The sequence below is a fragment of the Flavobacterium foetidum genome, from assembly GCF_004634245.1.
Classification (GTDB): domain Bacteria; phylum Bacteroidota; class Bacteroidia; order Flavobacteriales; family Flavobacteriaceae; genus Flavobacterium; species Flavobacterium foetidum.
Window position 1 is genome coordinate 239,805 of record NZ_SJTF01000001.1, and the last position, 22,623, is coordinate 262,427.

Consider the following 22,623-nt stretch of genomic DNA (forward strand, 5'->3'; position numbering starts at 1 on the left):
AATATTAGAAAAATATAACTGATTCAAGCGTCAGTTTGGTAGTCTTTGCTTATTTGTACTCTAAACCCATAAATTACTGTCTTAAGAACTTTTTAAATATGAAAAAATTATTACTCATTTTAATGTTTGTAAATTTTTTAAATGTGTATGCACAAAATCCGGTGCAAGAGTTTACTTTCAACGGAAGCTTAAGTAGTGTAGATAATACCATTTCATTTTTAGGAACGCCACTTTTTGTTAATGACAGAATGGGAAATCCAAAAAGTGCCTTAAGACTTAATAAAGCTTATCAAGCAGTTGTGGGTGAACTTCCGCAAGGTAATAAACCCAAGACAATTTCGATATGGATTAAATTTAATGCGGTCAATACAGCCAATTATATCTTTAATTATGGCACACCTGCTAATGGACAATATTTTGCATTGATACAGCAGTCGGTGTCTGGCGGAAACTCCGATTTAAGTCTTGTTGGCTGGGGAGATACGAATAATATTATAGTTTCGGTGCCTCTTGTAAAAGAAACCTGGTATATGTACAGTGTTACTTATGACGGGAATGTTTCGAAAATTTATCGCAACGGTGAATTATTAAAGACTGTTGAAGGTATTCAGCGCTCTGCAAAGGGCTATATTTTGAGTTTGGGAAAACTTAATACCGCAACAAGTATTAATGCAGATATCGACGATTTGAGATTGTATAGTGTTGCCATGACAGACGAGCAAGTTTTTGAAGCTTACAAAAGTTCTAAACCTCCAGTTGTGGCTCAGGCGACATCTACAGCTAATTTGACTAAAAAGACACCTCCTGCTGCTGCAAAATCTCCAGTCCCATCCGCTGACGCTAAAGGAGGCAAGAATATTGAGGTTTTTATGGATGGTAAAAAAATAATGGACACAAATGGAACGAATATTTCTGATTTGGCAGAAGGAACTTATTTGATTAAAGTGACTAACGGAACTCCAAAAAAATAATTTTTGATTTTTATATAAGCAAAAAGCCTTCTGAAATTTCAGAAGGCTTTTTGTTTTTTAGTTTAATACGCTAATTACTATGAATAGAACTACTAGTACTATTATGGCGTATCTTGTGATTTTTGAGGTTTGCATTTTTTTATTTTATTTTTAATTATTCTTTTTCAAAGATATGTAATGTGCCTCCTGTGTCCAATACATATAGTTTGTTTTTAGATATTTGAATATCATTTAAAATTCCTGTGCAGGATTCGGGGGGGAAAGTATATATCCAGTCAAAATTTTTAGTTATTCTATTAAATATTACTATTTTACCGTTGATATTATCAATAAAGTATATGTGTGTTTTAGTATAGCATTTATTTCCAATATGAGGTGCATAGGCTGCAATTTTGTTACACTCTTGAGTAAATATCCAATATTTTAAACTTAAATCAGTTAAATCTAACTCGTAATAAGTTTCGTGTTCAAAGCCTACTATTTTTTTATTTTCCCCATCGATGTATCCATCATAGCCCCTAAAAAAATCTAATTTAATATCGCTTAGATTCATTATCTCAGTAGGTTTAGTATATGTATATAAAATTTTACCATTACTGATATCTATTCCCCATAAAGCTTTTGAACAACTTAACCAAAGCACTCCATCATAAATTCCTATTATTTTTTGTATACCATCTGCTTGATAATTGTAAATTTCTTGTTCTAAATTTATTTCCCATTCATATTTACCTGTGTTGAGAGAAAGAGACTTAATCAGAAATTCTGATTCTGTTATTATTACACTTCTATTAAAAATCTTATTTTGCGCTTTTTCAATAAATAATAACTTTTCTAATTGATTTTTTTCTAAATGTAACCAATGATAATCGGATATTTTTTTTCCTAAATTATTTTTTCTTCGATTGAAACTTATTAAGACCTTATTATTCTCTAAGGTATCCCAATAATAAGAATATTCAGGATTTAATTCTTTTTTAATATTATTATTGAAATCATATAATACCATTGTTTCTAAATTGCCATAAAACAAATATTTGTCATTTATAAAGCTAGAAAAGTTATATTCATCAAATTTCGGATACAATATTTGATCGTCTAGTTTTATATCTTTTAAAGTATTGATTAAAACTTTATCCTTCATGACGCTAAAATCACGAATACTTCCTTTTGTATTTAAAACATTATAATTCATTAATACACTTTTATAAATTTATAGAAATTATCAGATAAAGTTAAAATATAAGTTTTGAATTCGTTTTTAGAATCGAGTTTATCTTGTGGATTATTTTTATCAATATCATTACCAAATAAAGATTTACATAGAGCGTTATTATTCCAAATAACTTCAAATAGTTCATTTCCATTATCTTTTAAAGTACCTTCTGCTTTGTTGCATAATAAAGCTTGTACAGCTTCTTTAGCAGCAGCTTCTGTAATCATTTTATTGATATTGAAAACATAATTTAAGTTAACTACTTTATCTATAGAAGAGAAATAAGCTTTCAATTGATTTACATCTATAGGTGTAGTTTCTTCATAACTTTTACATTCAATAAACCAAACTCCATCTATATTACCTTTGCCTAAAAATATATCAAATTCTTTTTGTTTTTGTACTGCATTTGGATTAATGTACTCAAACTTACGATCAATCATTTGTGAATGATCTGTAATATTATTTTCAGCCATATAACGTAACATAAACTGACCACCATCTTTCTTGTTTATTGCATTTTTTGCTAATACTTCTCCGCAATAAAAACTGCTTAGAAAATCAGGAGTTGTTTTGTGGGTTCCATAGACTTCAACACTGTTTTTTAATACAGCATCTAATTTTGGGAATCTACTTGGCCAACTTCCTGGAGCTGGTGTATCACAAGTATTACATGGAGTACAGGCCATGTATGTATTTAAAAATTCATCGAAGTTTCGAATTGTACCTTTCTCAAATGGTCCAAATGCAGCCATTTTTGATGGAGTATTAATAATATCCTTTACTATTTGTAAAACATCCCAATCTTTAGCAAAGGCAGTTCCTATTGATGCATTATCTATAATTGATTTCCATGCTACAATAATCCCTTCATCAATACCTGAAATATGCACACAAAGAGATTTGTTATTATCACACTTACTATCAATATCCTGTAAAAAGGCTTTCTGTACAGGTATATCATAAGATAATAATTTGACCAAAACATTATTTAAATCAGCGATAGCACAAAGTTTAGAAATTGCGGTTAAATTACTTGTGTTTTTTAGTAATTGTTCAAGATTTCTACATATTTGAGAATTTCTTGTATTTCCAGATCTTTCTGGACAAATTGTACATTTCTCTTTTTTCTCTTCCTCTTCTTTTAATTTTTTAGCTACTACAGCTGAAGTGTATACAACCTGTGCTACGCCTTTAGCAGATGCTGATTCTGCGATAATAAGTTCGACAACACCCTTTTCGCTTGCATAATAAGTAGTTTTGTAAGGAACTAATTGAATAACAGGAATATCTTTAGCTTCGGATATAATTTCTTTCACGGGATCCAATTTAGGCATGTAAATTTCCCCTTCTTTTACTATTTTTAAATGTGTAAACTCTTCTAGCTCATGTGCAAGATTGCCATTAACTGAAGATCTATACCCGGTAAAAGCATTATTTTTAATAACATATCCATTATTATTTAATGCCTTAATTGGCGTTCCAATATCATCTATAATTACTCCACCTGAGATTGGAGAGCCTTTTATAGGAGCGTTCTCAAAAGTCATTGAAATTACTTTACCAACAGATCCAATTGCACTATTAAGATCACTCAAATCATCTAAAGCCTTTTCAATATCTTTTAATGCTTTACTTTCAACGGTAGCCATAATTTCTCCGGTTGTAGCATTTTTAATAAGCGTTTTTCCATCGGCTTCAAGTAGGGAGACTCCTTTAGCAATTAGTTTATCATTTAGTGCTACAGCATTTTTAGCAAGAGAACTACTAATTTTTGAAAATTTAGCAAGTTTTGCTACAGCATATTCACCAGCTGTATATAAAATAGGAATGATCATTACGGTTAATTGTCCATATCTATAATAACAGATATCAGCTTCTTTACCGCCTTTTAGTATAGTTTTATTACATTCAGTGAAGTAAGTTTTTTTAAACTCAGTACCAATACTTATTGCTTTTTTTATAGTTTCAGAAAGAGTATTATACGGAGGAATTAACACTACACCTAGAATTTGTTCAGGTTGTAATTGACCTCCCTTAGTAATTGTAGAACCTACAGATTTAAGATTTTCATAATATTTTATATAGCCTTGAAGATTAGTTTTTAAACCTTCTTTTGCTAAAGTTGCTAAACCATCAACTAGTAAAACAACATCGATCATGGCGATAGCTTCATGGGTCGCACCAGCTAAAAATTGTTCAACACCTCCTGCATTCGCAATACTTTCTTCGTTCGTAGCACAGTACCACATACCGAAGAATCCTTGGTAAAATACTGTAGCGATTTCTAGCATAGCTTGATCAGCAGGTTTCATGTTCTTATATATAGAATTTTCATGTAGTGTTGTTAGACTACTATTTATGTAATCTACCATACAATTATCTGAAGTTTTGAAATTAGGGAACATATCCTGAATGGTTTTAGGAATCTGTAGTTTGTATTCTAATTTTAAAGTTTCTTTTCCACTACTGTCATACGTGGCTAGAATATAAGATACTTTTTTTAAAGCTTCAGCCAATTTTTCTTGGTATTTAGGATCATTTTTATCTAAAATTATCATTTCAGAAGCTACAGAATCATCCCCAATTTTTGCATCAAGTTTACTTATTAGATCTTTTAGTCTTTCTTCATCATTGCCATTTCCATTGGTTTGGCCTTTACTGTTACAGTTTTTACAACCTACATAGGCCCAATAAGTTGTTCTGTCTTCTTTTTCCCCTCTTGTAAATGAATCATCATCACTATGTTTAGAAATAAAATCACTTAAATCAGATTCTTTTCTAGATTTTAATACCGCAAGCAGTTCTTTGTATTTTGTATGCATGTATTTTCCTCTAGTATTTTGGTTTTCAAAAAACAGATAAATACTTGAGTCTTCTTTGGGTAAAGCTGTAGGATTGCTATAAATTTTGTTTGATGTTTCGTGAAGATATTTATATTTGCCGTCGCTGTCAAGTTTCCACAAGAAAGTACCTTCAGTTGTAACAATTCCTCTTAAAAAACCTTTACTATCAATATCTCCACTTGCTCTTACGGCATTTTGGTCACCGCTACTAACAAAGCTCCAATCGGGTGCAATGGCAAACCCTCCGAGTAGTCCTCCAGAAGAACTCTTCTGAAACCCATAAAATTTCCATCCGCCACTATGAATAACATCCCAATCGTTGTGTGATAATACAGTTCCTGATCCATAATCCATTAAAAGATCTGTTTTTCCTGATTCTCCTGAATTTGAGAAAGGGTGCTTTAAACCGAAGATTCCGTGTCCTAATTCGTGTGCAGCAGTTCTTAAGTCTCCACTACTAAACACAAAAGCATATTGACCTCCAAGAGGCATAAAACCTTTGTAAGCATTTTGACCAGCTTTTCCAGTGTATAAAACATAATACGTCTTATCATTGTATTTAAAATCGGTATTAGATTCTATTTGTGCAATAATGCTGTTTTGATCATCTGTGTAAAAATCAAAAACGCCACTATCTCCACATTTGATTTCATTTGGCAGTGTACCGATAGTTACCTTTTGTGTCGTTACCTCAAACTGAATTCCGACTTTGTTATAAATTTCATTAAGTTCTTTTTTTGCTACACTAGCATCTGGGGTATTGGCACCGTTAATACTGATGAATGTTACATTTATTGCTGGTTTTTGAGTTAAATCCCAAACGTTTATTTTACCTGCAATTTCAGATTTACCTTGGACTGTTTTAGTAGAATCCTGCGGATTTTTTTCTTCTTTGCCTTTTACTGTCGCAATAATGCTGTATTTACCGAATTCAAATTTTTTGGTCAGTTTTATTTCAGCCTGTGTCTCATTTTTCCATTCAAAATCGACTTTTTCTCCTGCGCTGGTTTTAAAAATGATATCCTTTTGTGATTTGCCATTTTTAAAAGTAGCTTCAGCATAAACAACTTCTTGATGATTCTTGAATAAATCAGATACGGCTTTATAATCAACATTATAATTGCCTCCTGCAGCCATAGGGATTGTTTCGTAAGTCTGTAAGATCTTTGGAGCTCCATTTGCCGGCATCTTGTCATAGGCATACTTATTACTAACAGTCTCGGTAAGGCTGTTGGAGAATTTAATTACTACGTCTTTCGATGATACTTGAGTGACTTCACCGCTGCTCGACACACCATTTGTATTTGAAGCAACTGCTTTTCCGCCATCAGCTCCTTGTGAAATAGTAGGCTCTCCTTTTCCATTTGCAGGAATTGTCACAGTTTTACCATCTTTATCGGTAAAGACGCGCTCATAAGGTGATTTTGCTAGTGTAGTAACTTCGCCATTTTCTCCTTTTATGGTTACAGTTCCATCAGGATTTAAGGTTGCCGATTTTACAACATAATCTAATGTTCCTTCTATAGGTTTTCCATCACTTCCAAATACGTCCGTAAGAATTTGATCACCATCAATCATCCCTTTCCATTCAGCATCATAAGAAGCAATAATCTCCCCAGAAATCAATTTAAAATCGGTATTTAAGCCGATATTGTTAAATGTGATTCGGATACGGGTGTTTTCTCCAATACTTCCTTTCGATTCTCCGTTTTCGTCTTTTCCGGCAAGTGCATCGGCAGCGTCAATTAGTTTTCTGAATTTTTCAAGGAAAGGGAATGTTACATAACCGTCTCCAGAAAAAGTTCCGTTGCTTCCTGTAGCATGAAGTACGACTACAGGGAAATCTCCTGCTGCAATTACATCATTTGGAAAAAGTGCTGCTAACGGACTAGTATTGGCTAAATCGGCAGGATCTGGTTTTATACCACAGCCTTGAAAAGCAATTTCGTCCCTAACCAGAGTTTGAAATTCTTTAACTGTACTGTGGGTATATTTTCCAACATCACAAGAAGCACCAACGCTATATTCGTAAGTTGTGTTTGGCTTTAAATTACTAATGGTAACTGATTCTCTTGGAGTAACGATTTTGTACCATTCCGAATCGGCATTTTTTTGTCGATAGTTTACTTGATAGTCAAAATTATCAAGGTTCCCTGACCAAGTTACTTTTGCCTGATTTTCACTGATTCCTTCTACGTTTATGGCCAGCGGAGCGGTACAGAATACTTCGTAATCGAAAGAATAAATTTCGCTGAATCCATTATTTTTAAATACACCAATTTCTTCTGCGCCTAAAAGTGCTTTTGCTTTTACTCTCCAAGCATATCTTTTGCCTGGAATCAATTGCGGTTCAGATACGCCATATTGCAGCGTAGTTGATCGCGTAGTAGTTGTAAATAGAGGAGGTGAGTAGGCAAATGCATTTTGTATAGGCGTGTATTTGTCCCAGATTTCTACTAATGAAAACTCGTATTCTACATTACTTACATTAATCTGTCTCGGCGTCCAACTGAAGATAATGTTCTGAATATTCTGTTGCATTATCGAAGCATTGTTCAAAGGCAGATTCAGAAACGGTGGATCGTTCTGGAAAATAATAGTTGTTACGCTGGTTTTCTTCGAAAGCTTTTTATTCGTTGCAAAGTCATAAACCTCAACAGAGAATGTATAAATACCTTCTGGAAGTGCCTGTGCATATTGGTTTGGATTTATTCCAAGAAGATTTTGATATTGAAAGTAAGGTGCTAAATCTACATTGGTTAACTGAAGCGGTACTCCTCCTTCTAGAAAAAGATCGTGCGCTCCAACTACAAAATCGTTGGTCATTAACGAAGTAGACTGCCCTTGGAAATAACACTTTAATCGAATCTGACGATTGGAAATGGTTAAATCGTTTAAAGCAATCTGCACTTTAATGGGACTATTTATCGTAGACGCATCGGCATAATTGCTTAAGTAAATCGGTGAAGGCTGTGTAATTTGCGTACTAATGGTAACTGGATAGGTCTGTGCTATACCAGAAACTATTGCCGAAAGCCAAAACCCAAGGGTTAAGAATAGTTGAAATTGTAGTTTTTTTAGCATTTGGGTGTATTTATAACTATTATACTTTAAAATCTTTTCTTCTTTAATATTTTAATTCAATCGAATCGTTTACGGCTTTTTCCACTGCCAGCTGGTGATAAAACGGAATTATTTTTTCTTCTAATTGTCTGCTGATTTCTTTGCCTTCTTTTTTATCCTTGTTCAATTCAAAGAAATTGTTGACTTCCTGTTTACTGAAAGCAGCCATTGATTCGTTGTTCTGTAATTCGCTTTGCGGTAATTTGGAAAGGAGATCAAATTCCTTCATCATCCATCTGTGGTTGATTAATTGCTTTTCTGCTATTTTGCTTCTTTCTACCAATTTTTGATACCTCTCTTTAGCCACTTTATCTTTAGCTTCTTCACTGTTTACGCCATGCATTTTGTCTGTATTGACACGACCGATTGCAGTTGTGTAAACTTGTTCAATATGCTGGTCTTTTGCAGCGATTTCACGATTTAATTTCTGAATAATGTCATACAGCGCATTGTTGTATTGAGAAACCATTTCCTTATTGGTATTATATTCATCCAGATAGTCCAGTACTTTTTCTTTGAATTCTTTGTCTTCCAAAGTCATTCTGGTGACGTCTAAACGTTTATCCAGTTTTTGTAATTCAGTTTCTGGCAAAGGTCTTAAAGTGTTTTGAAGCTGTTCCAGTTTGTTGATAATCTCGCTTTTTGTTCCTTCTAAAACAACATCATTTGAAGAAATTTTCAGTCTGGTTTCTGGAGTTTCTTCTTGAGTTATTGGTTTTTCTTCAACTCGTTTTGGACGAAGTTTTATTTTGTCGAAAGAATACGTATAGGATAAAGTTGCGGTTAAATCATTATTTCGAACTGTTTGTGAACTGCTGAAAAGTGTAATGCAGTTTAATCCGAAATTATGTTTCTGCATGTAGATGTATGTTCCGTTTAAACGAATATTAAAAACATCATTTACTTTATCTCCATTACTAAAACTGCTGTTGTAGCTGGTAGAGAATGATGTGTTTAGTTTCTTGTCGTAAAATTGTTTTGTAGCACCAATTGTTGGTCCTAAAATTAAGTTATCGCCAACATCCAGCTTTCCGATAGTGCTATTAAAAGAAGCTGTAAGATTTAAGTCTTGTTGTGGATAACCTAAAATATACGAGAGTCCTGTATTGTAATAGGTACTTGCACCACCGGCAACCGTTTTTCCTTGTTGCTGATTTACGGCATCCTGCATGCTGAAATTGGCGTTGAAAGCCTGCTTTCTAGTTTTGTCATTTTTCAAAAGATAATTAATAGTAAGCGCAGCATTCTGATTGACCTGTCTGAAATTTAAGGTGTCTAAAAACTCGTATTGATCGGTTTGATTAATGTAATCGAATTGATTACGGCTGTTGGTATACGATTGAAAATTAGAATAATTAAGATTAAAGTTCAATTTTTGATTGGCTCTAAAATCGGCACTGATAGAGGAAACCAATCTCTTCATCTGACTTTGTTTTTGTTTGTCCAAATTGTCTTTTTGTAAACCTAAATTCAGGTTTAAGCTCAATTTATCTTGGTATAAAGTCTGTGAAGCATTTACGGTAACATTTTCTAAATCATTATTGAAATAATAACCACCAAGTGTTCTATAGTTTGGATCAATACGTTCGTAGCCTAAACCTAAAGTTCCTTTCCCGGCAGGATAAACCAATTGTCCCTTTAATGCTTTGTAACTTGTAGTTGTTGGATTTGATTTTAAAAGCAAAGAAGATATATTCTGGGCTTTGGTATTTCCAGTCTCTCTAGTGTCTTCTGTAATACTGCTGTTTGCAAATTCGGTTTGTACTTGTAATTTCTGAAATAATTTAAAAGAAGTTTCAAAACTAATTGCCGCATTTTCTTTTGGCGAAACACCCAATTCAAATGGAATAGGAATAGATAGAGAGTTTACCTCATCTTTTGCTTTAAAAATGGTAAGTCCTAAATTTATTTTTTCCAGTGCATATTGTGTTTTAAATCCGTAACCCATTCTTTTATAGGTTGGAACAAGTTCTGTATTGATTTCATCGTATTCACTGCTGCGTACTAAACGTCCGTACATGGCACTGATTTTGAATTTTCCCTGTGGTGTCAAATCAACTCCTAATCCAGTAAATTGATGTCCTGCCAAAGTATACGGCGAAAAAGTCATGCTCACGTCTCCAATGTGTCCAGTAATCCATTTATAAGATGGATGAATACTCAAACGGTTCATGAGTACTGGTCTGTTGTAGCCAAACTTTTGATTAGTGTATGAAAATGAAAACGGGATATTGTACAAACTAGCGATATTAACGTTGATGTTTCCGTTTAAGAAATAGGTAAATGGCTCTCTTGCACCGTTTCCGGAATAAAATACTCCATTGGCTGAAGCACCTCCAGAAACGTTTACTAATTTGGCTTTTCCTAATTCTTCAACATTGAAATTCTGTGCGAAAGTCAGAGTATTACACAATAATAAGCTGAAAACTAATATTCTTTTTAAATTCATTATGATAAATTCAAGGCAATGAAATAGGGAAGGACTGACCTTTTATTTCGAACTGTTTTATTTAAAAAATTGACTTTTTTGATCTGTTGTTTCGAGCTTATTGTATAATTAATTTTCTCAGTTTTGTTCCTTGCTGTGATTCAAACAATACAAAATAAATTCCCGATGAAAGTCCGCTTAAACTAAAATTGAACGAGTAGGCATCTTTCCCATTTCCATTTCTAGAATCCAGTACAACATTATTGTTTAGGTTGTAAATTTTTACGCTGGCAGACATTACTTTATCCAATGTGGCATCAACAGTAAATATTCCGTTTGATGGATTCGGATATATTTTCACATCGAATTTTTTCTGTAAATCAGTATCGTCTGGATCTTCGTATTCGCCTTCTGTTACCACAATCGTTTTAGTCTGATAAGCCGTGCATCGACCTTTTTGTGTATTTATGGTAATATCATATTCACCAGCTTTAGTAAAACTCATTTCGGCATAATCTCCATTATTAGTGGTAATAACAGCTTCAGCAGGCAGTTTCCATTCCACTTTATCAGCTTTTGGATTACTGATATCGATAATGATAAATTTCTCATTTACGAATACTTGAGATGACATCGCAAACTCAGCACTAATATCAGATTCCTGACTTGATACATTAATAGTATCGGTTGCCTGACAGCCTAATTTATTGGTTACAACAAGTGTATAATTGGCCGGTTCAGAAACTGTAATGATTGGATTCGTACTTTTGAAACCCTTGTCAGAAGTCCAAACATAAGTTGCTTTATCATCATTTATAGCACCATTTATGGTAAGACTTTGTTTGTAACACAATGTCACGTCTTCACCTAAGTTAATAACATCTTTCGGCGGATTTACAATGGTGTATTTTCTTAAGATGATACAACCTCTGGCATCAGTAATTTCCACTGAATAATCACCTGCAGCAGCATTGCTTAGTTTGTTTGTTTTTTCGCCTGTATTCCACAAATAAGTATACGGAGCTGTACCTGCAATTGGAGTTACGGTAATAGTTGCATCAGAACCTTCATAACAAGTTGGTATTTTGATTACTTCGGCAGCATCTAAATGAGCAGGTGCCGTTAAAGTGATTGATTTTGTAATGCTACATCCGTGATTATCTGTCACAACAACAGAATAATTGCCTGGTTTTACATTCTGAATACTTGCCGTTTTTGCACCATTATTCCAAGAATAACTGTATGGCAGTGTTCCTCCAGTTGGAGTGGCATCTATTGTCCAGTCTTCGAAATCCCCGCAGCGTACATAATCGGCAGTCAATACATTAGTAAGAACTTCGGGTTCGGTTACAATTAGAGTCTGACTTGTCGCTAAGTTTCCATTAGAATCTTTTGCAATAACATAATAAGAACCTTTTCCAATGTTGGTTAAAATAGTACTTGTAGAGAGAACATTAGTATTACCGCTTTCAAACCATTGATAGGTATAATTTTCTCCAGGTTTTAATAATCCTCCAGTTGTTGTAGGTCTTAAACTTCCGTTTTTATCTCCATTACATAAAACAACATTTTGAACACTAATAGAAGTTTCTAATAAAGGCGGTTCAGTCACTTCGATTAAATGAGAACTAAGCATACAGCCTTTGGCATCGATAACTGTGATGTAATATTTACCAGCAGCTAAATTTACAGCGTTAGCAGTCGTTTGATTTATAGCTGAACCGTCTGCTTTAAACCAATTGTAAGAGTAGCTTCCGTTTGCACCTTGAGCAGTTGTACTTATTGACCCGTTGCTTAAACCTTTTCCTGTTGCAGGAACAGCTACAATATTGATAATCTCTAAAGCAGTTGGTGATGTAATTTTTACAGTTGCATCTGTACTTGCGCACTGCTGTGTGTCTTGTACCTGAAGTGTATATTCGCCATCTGCTAAACCAGTAATAATTGTTGAAGCTGCGTTTGCAAAATTGGTCCAATCTTGAACTAATGTTCCGTTGTTAAAGTACCTGTATCTAAAAATTCCATTTCCTCCAGCAGCAGTAATGGTAATGGTTCCGTTACTGTCTCCTAAACATTTTACAGGTTCTTGAATGGTACTGAATGTTACAAGATCTGGTTGTGTAACAGTAAGTGGAGCGGTAGTAACTTCAATCGCTTTTGTATCTTTTACGACAGCATAATAATTTCCAATTTTTACATTTAGCAATTCTGCATTATGTTCGTTTGGTAATAAAACATTGTTTCTGTACCATGAAATTGTTTTGGTACCGAAACCCCCATTTACAACAGCTTTTAAAATTCCGTTATTAGACTCAAAACAAGTAAGAACTTGAGTCTGGCTGATGGTTATTGTTAAAGGATTATCTGTAAAATCAAAATCGGTATATTTGGTACATCCAGTATCATCCTGAACAGATACATAATAATGATCTTTGATAAGACCAGTAAAGTCTACCATTTTTGCCGAAGTATTTGAGATTGTTTCTAGAACAGTTTCATTTCCAAGAGCATCTTTTTTATAAAGTTTGTACTCGTAATTTGTTTTACCGCCTTTAATTTCAAAATGCAAAGCACCGTCGTTTCCATTTGCTGCGGTTGGATTTTGATACGTCATTCTATCAATTTCAAAACCAAAATCTGCTGGCTGGCTAATTATTATATCACTTAATAAACCTACGCAATGTGTCGCATCACTTGGATTATAATTTGCATCACGAACTTCTACTGCATAAACTCCTTCGTATAATGTATTTAATGATGTTGGAGTAAAGTTTTCATAAAGATTTGTTGCAGGATTTTTCTTTTTCCAGATATAGGTATACTCTGGAGTTCCATTCACTATGAAAGGAGTTCCGCCAGTAACAGTAACAGCAATAGAGCCGTCTTGTCCGCCATAACAGCTTACATCTATTTTTGAAGCCAAGTTAACGATAACTGGAGTTGGCTGTTGAAATAGGACATCAATAGTATTAGAATCTACTCCTGCAATATCTGTCGCTGTAAGGCTGTAATCTCCGTCTGCGATATTGGTGAAATTTGCAGTGTTTCCAGTTATTGTAGTGATAGCTCCAGTAGCTTTATTTCTGAACTTGTACGTATAACTTCTAGCTGCTTGATTTTGATTGTAAGAAGCTCCGCCAGTAGCAGTAGCATTTAGAGATCCGAATAATCCATTACATTTTGCTTGTGAATGTGTTTCTGTCAATGCAGGTCTTGTTGGCTGAGGTATGATGTAAGTATCTCCAGTTGGACATCCTTTAGAATCTGTTACTAATAGAGTATAAGTATCAGCAGGAACATTGTTTAAAGTTGGGCTATTAGTTCCAACAATTGTTCCTAAACTATTTTTCCACTGATAAGTATATCCTGAAGTTCCACCCAATACTGTAACCACAACTTTTCCTGTAGAAAGCCCAAAACCAGTTGTTGGAGTAATAACAGAATTTGTGATCTGTACAGACTCAGCAGGCTCTGTGATTTGGATAACCTGTTCACCAGTCTGACAGCCATTTGCATCTATAACTTTTACGATATAACTTCCTTTTTGCAGACTAGAGATAACTCCTGTTTGATTGTTTATGGTACCACCGTTTGAAACAATAGTATAAGGTTTTGTATTGTCAGAATTTTTTGTTCCTCCTGTGATGTTCAATGTAATTGTACCATTATTGCCACCATGACAAGAAACATGCTGTGGTGTATAACTAAAAGCTAATACCTCAGGCTCTGTAATCGTAAACGTATTAGTACCAAAGAGATCATTATTGTGTTGGTCTTTTACACTAATTGTATAATTTCCTGCTTCTAAATTTGAAGCTTTTGAGCTTGTTGATGTAGTTCCTACTACTTCTGTTGAGGCATGTTTTTTTCCTGTGCTATTATTCAGCCATTCAAAAGAGTATCCTTTTACACCACCTTTTACGACTATATTATATTCTGCAGATGCATCTCCATTACATAAAATATTTGTGTTTGGAGTTTGAGTTAAACTTTCAACTTCTAATTTATCTGGCTCAGTTATAGTATAAGTTTGCTCCAATATACAAAGTTTTGAATCGGTTATGATCACAGTATAAGAGTCTGCCCCAATTCCGGTCAATAATGGGCCTGTTTTTCCTGTCATTATTGTTTTTGCAGTTCCTTTATACCATTGATAAGTATATGAAGGTGTTCCATCTGAAGCCGTAATTTGAATGCTTCCGTTTTCTCTGCCGAAACCATTTGCATCAATTTTGGTAAAAGACGATATAGTTAAAGGTTTCAGCGGTTGTGTTATTACAATTGTAGTTCCGGGAAAAACACAGCCATTAGCATCTTTAATACTATAGGTATAACTTCCGGCTGTTAATTGAGAAGGGTTTACAATTCTTGCGGTATCATTAACATCTTCCCAAGTAACTGTATATGCTCCTGTTCCACCAGTAATGTTCAGTGAAATTGTTCCATTACTGCCATTAAAACAACTAACATCGGTTTTGGTCGCTGTACATGCTATGGCAGGCCTTTGTGTTAATTCTGCAATTTCAAGTTCTCTCGAAATGTTTGCATTATCAGTTACAATAACTTTGTAAAATCCGGCATATAGATTTACAGCTTTACTTGTTGTTTGAGAAGAAAGTAAGGCATATGCATCTGTTGCATTTTGTTTATAAAACCATTGATAGGTATATTGAGTCGGACTTATTGGAGTACCACCAGAAGCAAGAACTTCTATATTTCCATTATTTCCTCCATAACAGCTTACATTAGTTTTATCAACAAAAGCAACTGCCAATGCTTTTAGGGTAATTGTTTGAACGGCTGTTATACAGTTATTAGCGTCTTTAACAGATACTTCATAGACACCTTCTCCCAATCCAGTTACAGGACTTGTTGTATATGGTGTACTAATATTGTTTTTCTTTAAAATATAAGTATAGCTGCCTGTTCCTCCAATTGCATTAATAGTAATTTCACCATTATTTGCACTAAACAATGTTGGCTGTTTTTGTCCAATACTTGATATTAAGATTTGATCTTTTTGACTTATTGTAATATTCTGCGGACTTGAAAATGTACATCCGTTTTGATCTGTAATTACATAAGAATATGTACCGGCTGGTAATTGTGTAGCGTTTACATTTTTTGAAGCGTCATTAACATCTTTCCATACAACGGTATATGGTGAAATTCCTCCTTTAATGTTAAGTGTAATAGTTCCATTGCTTTCTTCATAACAAATAACATCTGTAAAAGTTGATGTTGCCGAAAGTGCTTCTGAAGGCTCATTTGCAATAGTAAAAGTTCTGTTAACAGAGGTGTTATCATCGCTGACTTCTACTCGATAAGATCCTGCACCAACTCCTGTTATTTCGTTGGTTGTCATGCTTGGAATTTCTGTGCCGTTTTTATACCATTTGTATTTATAACCGTTTAGTAAAGTTGTTCCACCGCTTACAGCTATAGATAATGAACCTGTTTCTGCGCCATAACATTTAACGTTTTGCTGTGTATAATTTTTTATGTTCAGGGCTTCTAATGTAATTGGTCCAAGGTTTTTTTGACATCCTGATGATGAAGTAATAGTTACGTAGTATGTTCCAGTTGATAAACCATTTATTTGACTTACATTTCCACGAATAAATGCAGTGTCACCCTCTTTTGACCAATTATAAGTATAATTTATAGTAGTTGAAGGATAGTTTCCTCCGCTTAAATTAATTATTTTTATAACACCATCATTATTTGCACTGGTAGGTTGAGTAGACGCAAAGTCTGCAACTAATTCGTTTAGCGGTTCGTCAATTAATGCGTTACCTGTTATTGTACATCCATTATCAGTGATTTTATAACTATAATTTCCAGATATATCTGTTAATGTTCTTCCACCATTTGAAACTACTCCGTTAGCAGTTTTATTGAGCCATTCAATGGTACAATTAGAAGAAACATTTGAAATAGTAAGGGTAATGCTACCAGTTTCGCCTTTGCAAACTGAAATTTTCTCCTCTTTAACAACTATGATTTCTTTTCTTTCAGTTACCGTAATTAAAGCAGATTCTCCTTTATTTTTAAATTTATCAGTTACAACTAATTTATATATTCCTTCACCTAAATTGGTAGCTTTCTCTCCTATTTGATTTTCTGTAAAGCTGCCATCAGAATTTCGTTTATACCATTGATAAATGTATGAAACTCCACTATCAAATGGAATTCCGTTTAATACTCCTTGCTGGGTTAATTCTGCTTTATTTCCATAACAAGAAATATAATAATCATCTATTTTGTTTACGATCATTGTAGCTTGCTTGGTAATAATGAAATTAGGCTGTGAAGGAGAAATACAATTATTATTGTCTTCTACAATTGCAGTGTAAGTTCCTTCGTCTAGTCCAGTTACAGTAACTTTGTATTTATTTGATTCATAGTTAATGGAATAATTAGTAGGACTTAAAGCAATTTCAGCAGTTCCCTTTTTAAGTGTAACTTTATATGGATTACCGCTTGTAGCAGGTGTTCCGCCAGAAATAGTAAATATGATTTTACCATCAGCAGGATTAGCAGCATTGGGATCTGAAATATTAGATTTTATTTCAGAAACTTTTATTACCTCAATTGCCGAAGGATTCTTAAACGTTACTTTTCTAGCACCACTGTTCAATTCACCTATTTCAGCTTGCTGGGAATACCCAACAACGCTTATAAAAAGAAATAATTTAAGTAGATGTTTTTTCATATATTTTTATTTGGAGCTTTATATTTTTTCAAGCAAATTCATAAAATGCTTTTGTCTATTTATTGATAAGAGATTTTAGAAAATCCAGTTCAATCTATTTTAGTATACCACAGTATGTTAGTAAACAGTAACTTTTAAATGTTTTTTTCAATACAGTCTTTGTTGTCAGTTACTTTTATTATGTTTTCTGCGGTGGGATTAAGATTTCTAATATGATAAAAGCCATCACTCTCTTTAATTGGGGTTGGTGATATTAGAGTATTATCTACATAAAATCTATAAGTACCTGTTCCTCCCATGACATTCATTTTTACTTCGACAAGGTCATTGTTACAGGATGGATGTGTCAATGGTTGTATGATAAATTTGACAGGTGCAGGAGCTTCATATAGAAAAGGTTCTCCCATTGTTAGAGTTCCTTTTGGTACTCCATTAACTGAAGACTGATATTCAATTACGTAGTATCTATTTTCAAGATTAGTGCCTGAAGGTATATTAAATTTATACTTATACCATTTTGTATCAGCATCATAAGTTAAAGCGGTAACTTCTGGTTGCACTAACATTGGTGTAACTTGTGCTGGTTTAGGGTAAGGAACTATATGCAGTATAGATAAAGTTTCACCAGTTTCTAATTTTCTATCAAAATAGACAACCAAATTCTTTACATCATCTTCGTAACAATTAGGGTTTTCGAATGTTCTGTCTTTTACTAATACAGTTCCAGGCTTATACACTATTCTATATGGCTCAGTAAAAGCACGATTGTTGTAACCAAGTCTAAAGTCGATTGGGCCAAAGTGATTAACGTGATCAATTTCTCCTAATAAATCCTTAATAGAGAAACTCGGATTAGGTCTGTTGCTCATACTAACCGGAACATCGATCCATGTTACTTTGTTATCTAACGAATACTGCCAATGATAAGCTACATCAGGAAATCTGGTGCCAGCAGAGCCTGGTGTTACAGCAAAAAAATCTACTTGCTGACCCGCAATATATTCTGCTGGAATGCTTGGATTTACTTTGCTTATTGTAATGCCATTTGGTCTAAAATTCTTAACTACAACAGTACCAATACAGACTTGTGTGCTTGGACCAATCGAAAAACCACCCGCATAACCGCCTGACATTATTGACCTTTCTATTCCATAAGCATTTGTTGTGACGCCATTGTAAGTATACCCATTAGCTAAAATGGTTTGAGTTGCAGATTCACTACAAACATAATACGGAACAGATGGCACGCCGCCACTGCAACTACAAAAAACCTGAGCCGATAAGCTGTAAGAAGATAAAAGAGGTATAGAATATGTGTTTGTTACTGATGATAAAGAAATGTTTTCTGTGGCAATTGTTGTACTGCCGTTTTTTAAATTCCAGCTGGTAGTATTGGCATCACAAGTTTTTCTTGTCTGTGCAGGTACATTAGAATTATTACAACCGTTTGAAAATCTATAATATTCTACATCAACTGAATAAGTAGGGGGAGTTTGAGAGAATATTAGAGATGAAGTTAGTATAATAAAAAGAAAGTAAAGTTTTTTCATATTTGGGGATTAGTTTTTTTCAATACAGTCATTGCTGTCAGTTACTTTATATTATTATTTGCTGTGTGGGTTAATCCTCTTAGGTGGTAATACTCATCTTGTTCTTTTTTTGGTTCTGGATTGGTCTGTTTACATCATCAACATAAAACACATAATCTCCAGTGCCGCCTTGTATATGAAATTGTAGTTTCAGTCGCTGAATCTAAAAATAATATCATATGTCTACCCAAATGGATGCGAGACAAAAACTAATAAAAACACTAAATACAATTTTTTCATAGTTAAATATTTTTTTCGACACAGCCGTTTCCATCTGTAACTAAAATAGTATGAGCGATTGTCGCAGTTGTCGGTAATTCAATTTGCTGAAAACCAGAACGTGTTTCAACTGCTTTTCCATTTACAATGGATGTTGTAACTGTTGTTGTATTGGTAAATCGAGTTTTTGTCTGGCCTCCATCCAAAGAATAATAATAGTATTCTCCAGAACCTCCATGAGCAGTTATTTTAACGATGCCAGAACCATTATGACATTGAGGATTAGATGCTTCTAATTCGAAAGTTAAGGGAGCAGGATCCTTAAACGTAAAATTCTCAGAAGCCGGCGAATCTACAATTGCCATGTTTTTGTCGTTTTTGAACGCTTGATATTCTACTTTGTAAATGGCATTATTTTCTAAACCAGTTAGATTTGATATGGTGTAAGTAAAAGTATTTGGTGTACTTTCTTGAAAACTTGTTATTAATCCATTGTTTGGATTTCCTTCTCCATAAGAAGGATAGGGTACAAAAATGTTCTGAGGTAGCCCAGTTACAGGATCTATACCTACATCTACTCTTTTTATTTGAAAATAGCGTAATTGCTCCCCAGACGTTAAGTTCCTGTTGAAAGTTAAGACAACATTTGGTATCTCACCTCCACTGCATAAAGGAGCAGTGTAAGCTATGTTTGTTACTTCTGGCGAACAATGTTCATAATCTATGCTGATAGGTTGATTGTCATTAAACTCAGTTGTATTACTATATTTTGCACCAATTTTTATTAATATATTACCTTTATTTAAAGCTGGATTTCTTTCCAAATCTCTTTCTATAAGTTTTTCAATTTTAAATTGCGTATTAAGTCCACTAAATTCTACATTAGGATTGCTCCAGGTTTGTCCTCCATCTAAGCTGTAATACCAATAGTACTCCGCATTTGCAGGGTAATCATTTTGAGGTGATGAAGAATAACCAGCTGGTGAAGCAGTTAGCGTTACTTCATCTCCAAAACATATATTTGTAGCAGAGGTTTGAATCTGCATATGTGGTTTTCCTGATTTTATCGTAATATATCCCGACACAGGACTATTGTTATAAGCTTCTTTTGCTACAAATCCAGCTTCACCGCCTGCGTATACAACATCTTCTAATGTGTAATTGTCAAATTCAGCATATTGAACACCTCCTTGTCCATAATTAGGCAAAATATAAAATCGATATTCACTTGCTACAGGTATTTCAAAAGTTTCTTCTATAGTACTTCCAGTAAATTCACTCTGTATTTCCGTACGATACTCTCCGTTATTTTTTACTTCAAGCCACCACCTAAAATTACCAAGGTAAGATTCAGATTTGATTGTTATGGTGTAGTACTTTTGAGCAAAAGAGCCAGTACTGCAAATGAATAATAATAAAAATAGGAGTTTCTTCATATCTTAAAATTTTACCGTGTAAAAATCCATTTTAGACATTCTGCCATCTTTAGCTACTGCTCTAATACCGTATTTGTAATTAGTATTTACAGTAATTGTAGGGTCAGATAGACGTTTTGTTTTTCCTGCAACGATTTGAATTAACTGTAAAGCATCTTTATCTGAAGATTTATAGATTTCAAAGCTTTCTACCTCATTGGAATAATCCCAAGACAAATCAATTGTATTAATTGTTTTGTTTACTTGTGCAAAAAATCCTTTAACAGGGGGAAGCAGGGAGTATTTAGGAATAAATAAATTTAGAAATGGCGAAGGAATCGAAACCAAATTGCTTTCATCTTTTGCATATATAGCATAGGAGTAAGAGTTACCTTCTATAGCATTCTTATCCTGATATTTTTCTTCTTTATTTTTAGTTTCCAAAACTAAAGCCCAATCCTGCTGGTCATTTTCTCTTCGGTATAATTGATGTACAGCGACGTCATCACTTGAACTATTGGCCCATTCAAGAAAAACGGATCCATCTTTTATTTCATATTTTGTAAATACAGGTGAAGCAGGAGGAATTAAATCTGGCTTTTTTAATATCAACGGTTCTGAAAAAACAGACATATTATAGCGATAATCGACAGCAATAATCTTGTAATAAACTTTACTATTCAATGTTTTTATAACAACTTTATCCTCAAAAGTGTTTGACTCACTTGGACTTACAGTCAATTGGCTGTATTCTTCATCAGCATTGTAGGCTTTATAAATTCTGTAACCCAACATATCTTTTTCTCTGTTAGGTGTCCATGTTAGCTTAACAACTCCCAAGCTGTCTATTGTCCCTTTCAAACCAATAGGTTTAGCAGGAGGAATAGAATCTACAGGCTGTACCAGCATTGGAAAAGAGGTTCTGCTGTTTCCATTTTTTCCTACAGCAGTAAGCGTAAAATAATTGCTAGGTAATAATTTATTGTAAACAACATTTCTAGATTTAGGCGAAATATTTTTTACGACGGTGGTATATTTTCCGCCATCCTCATCAGAACGATTAAGTTCGAATCCAGTAATTTCATTATTTCCCTCTTCAGGAAATTCCCAAATTAAGTTTACGGTTGTATCATCTTTAAATTCTTTTACTGTAAGATGAGGTACATATTTTAGTAACTCTTTACCTTTTCCCGAAACAATATCTGAGTAAGGCCCAAGTTCTCCAAAAGATGAAATACCTTGAATTCTATAACTGTATGCGGTATTATTGGCAATAGAATCGATATAAAATATTCTATTATTATTTGAATTTTCCTGACTTAAACTAGTATAAGGCTTGTCAGTAATTCTCTTGAAATTTTGCTTATCTGTTGATCGCTCAATATAATAACTGCCATAAGCATGTGCTAAAATTTTGAAATTCCAGCTCAGCATAGCGCTTTTATCTGTAAAATTGGCTGTAAAATCTATTGGTTTAGGCATTGGTTCATAATCTTTTAAACCAACAAATACACCACTGTATAAAATCTTCATTTCCGTTTCAGGTACATTAGAGCTGACTCTGTAAATGTATTTTTCATTAGGTTTAACTGTATTATCTTCAATACCTAATCCTGCTTTTTTTGCGATTTGAAAATCTTTATCAGCACTGTACAATGCAAACGTGAATCGTTGCTGTGTTTCTTCTGATAGATTTACGATTGCCTCCATATTATCCGCTCCAGTAACCGCAAAGTCTTCACCATAAAGGGCTTGTGCCACAATAGCCGCATCGTCATTTGTTTCTATGATTTTTTCCCATGCCTCAATTGGCTCTGGTTTTAGCACTTTTGCCAAAACCACTTTTTCAGGATTTGCAAGGGTCTTTTTGTCTCTTGTAACTGTAACCCTTTCAATTAAATATCCATATCGGTTTAGCTTTTTCCAAGCAATGGGATCATTAACAGCCCAACGTAATAAAATTTTATCTTTTTGAACTCTTGCTATAAGTTGTATACCTATTTCTTTATTGTCTTGTACGGTATCTTTTGCCTGTTTATCTTGCGCATTAGATATTCCAATTGCAATAAAGAAGAAAATAAGTAAAAATTTAAAATTCATA

General features: G+C 33.8%; 8 protein-coding genes. 1 reads left to right on the plus strand and 7 read right to left on the minus strand.

Annotated features, from left to right (window positions below; genetic code table 11):
- Positions 1-98: 98 nt before the first annotated feature.
- Positions 99-971, plus strand: a complete 873-nt coding sequence (locus E0W73_RS01095; RefSeq protein WP_162847644.1) for a LamG domain-containing protein — start codon at positions 99-101, stop codon at positions 969-971.
- A 154-nt stretch (positions 972-1,125) separates the two neighbouring features.
- Here E0W73_RS01095 and E0W73_RS01100 read toward each other — a convergent pair whose 3' ends face one another.
- The 7 genes from E0W73_RS01100 to E0W73_RS01130 all read right to left on the minus strand — a co-directional run bounded on the left by E0W73_RS01100 (position 1,126) and on the right by E0W73_RS01130 (position 22,622).
- Positions 1,126-2,166: a PQQ-binding-like beta-propeller repeat protein gene (locus tag E0W73_RS01100; RefSeq protein ID WP_135220242.1), complete on the minus strand. Its 1,041-nt coding sequence runs from the start codon at positions 2,164-2,166 to the stop codon at positions 1,126-1,128.
- Positions 2,166-8,117 carry a fibronectin type III domain-containing protein gene (locus tag E0W73_RS01105; RefSeq protein ID WP_135220243.1) on the minus strand — a complete coding sequence of 1,984 codons (5,952 nt, stop codon included), beginning with the start codon at positions 8,115-8,117 and terminating at the stop codon, positions 2,166-2,168. Before E0W73_RS01105 ends, E0W73_RS01100 begins: the two co-directional genes overlap by 1 nt.
- A 43-nt stretch (positions 8,118-8,160) precedes the next feature.
- Positions 8,161-10,605, minus strand: coding sequence for a TonB-dependent receptor (locus tag E0W73_RS01110; protein WP_135220244.1), 2,445 nt, complete (start codon positions 10,603-10,605; stop codon positions 8,161-8,163).
- Between the two features lie 97 nt (positions 10,606-10,702).
- Entirely contained in the window at positions 10,703-17,299 is a 6,597-nt protein-coding gene (locus E0W73_RS01115; protein WP_135220245.1) for a T9SS type A sorting domain-containing protein, read from the minus strand.
- A 134-nt stretch (positions 17,300-17,433) separates the two neighbouring features.
- Complete coding sequence (locus E0W73_RS01120; protein ID WP_135220246.1) at positions 17,434-18,849, minus strand: hypothetical protein; 1,416 nt, start codon at positions 18,847-18,849, stop codon at positions 17,434-17,436.
- 281 nt (positions 18,850-19,130) lie between these two features.
- A complete protein-coding gene (locus E0W73_RS01125) occupies positions 19,131-20,543 on the minus strand; it encodes a hypothetical protein (RefSeq protein WP_135220247.1) in 1,413 nt (470 codons plus the stop codon).
- Between the two features lie 3 nt (positions 20,544-20,546).
- Positions 20,547-22,622: a fibronectin type III domain-containing protein gene (locus tag E0W73_RS01130; protein ID WP_135220248.1), complete on the minus strand. Its 2,076-nt coding sequence runs from the start codon at positions 22,620-22,622 to the stop codon at positions 20,547-20,549.
- Between the last annotated feature and the right edge of the window lies 1 nt (position 22,623).

Excerpts from the sequence above, each read along its gene's own strand:
- E0W73_RS01100 (WP_135220242.1), bottom strand. The coding sequence starts at position 2,166 with ATGAATTATAATGTTTTAAATACAAAAGGAAGTATTCGTGATTTTAGC.
- E0W73_RS01105 (WP_135220243.1), bottom strand. The coding sequence starts at position 8,117 with ATGCTAAAAAAACTACAATTTCAACTATTCTTAACCCTTGGGTTTTGG.
- E0W73_RS01130 (WP_135220248.1), bottom strand. The coding sequence starts at position 22,622 with ATGAATTTTAAATTTTTACTTATTTTCTTCTTTATTGCAATTGGAATA.
- E0W73_RS01115 (WP_135220245.1), bottom strand. The coding sequence starts at position 17,299 with ATGAAAAAACATCTACTTAAATTATTTCTTTTTATAAGCGTTGTTGGG.
- E0W73_RS01125 (WP_135220247.1), bottom strand. The coding sequence starts at position 20,543 with ATGAAGAAACTCCTATTTTTATTATTATTCATTTGCAGTACTGGCTCT.
- E0W73_RS01095 (WP_162847644.1), top strand. The coding sequence starts at position 99 with ATGAAAAAATTATTACTCATTTTAATGTTTGTAAATTTTTTAAATGTG.
- E0W73_RS01120 (WP_135220246.1), bottom strand. The coding sequence starts at position 18,849 with ATGAAAAAACTTTACTTTCTTTTTATTATACTAACTTCATCTCTAATA.
- E0W73_RS01110 (WP_135220244.1), bottom strand. The coding sequence starts at position 10,605 with ATGAATTTAAAAAGAATATTAGTTTTCAGCTTATTATTGTGTAATACT.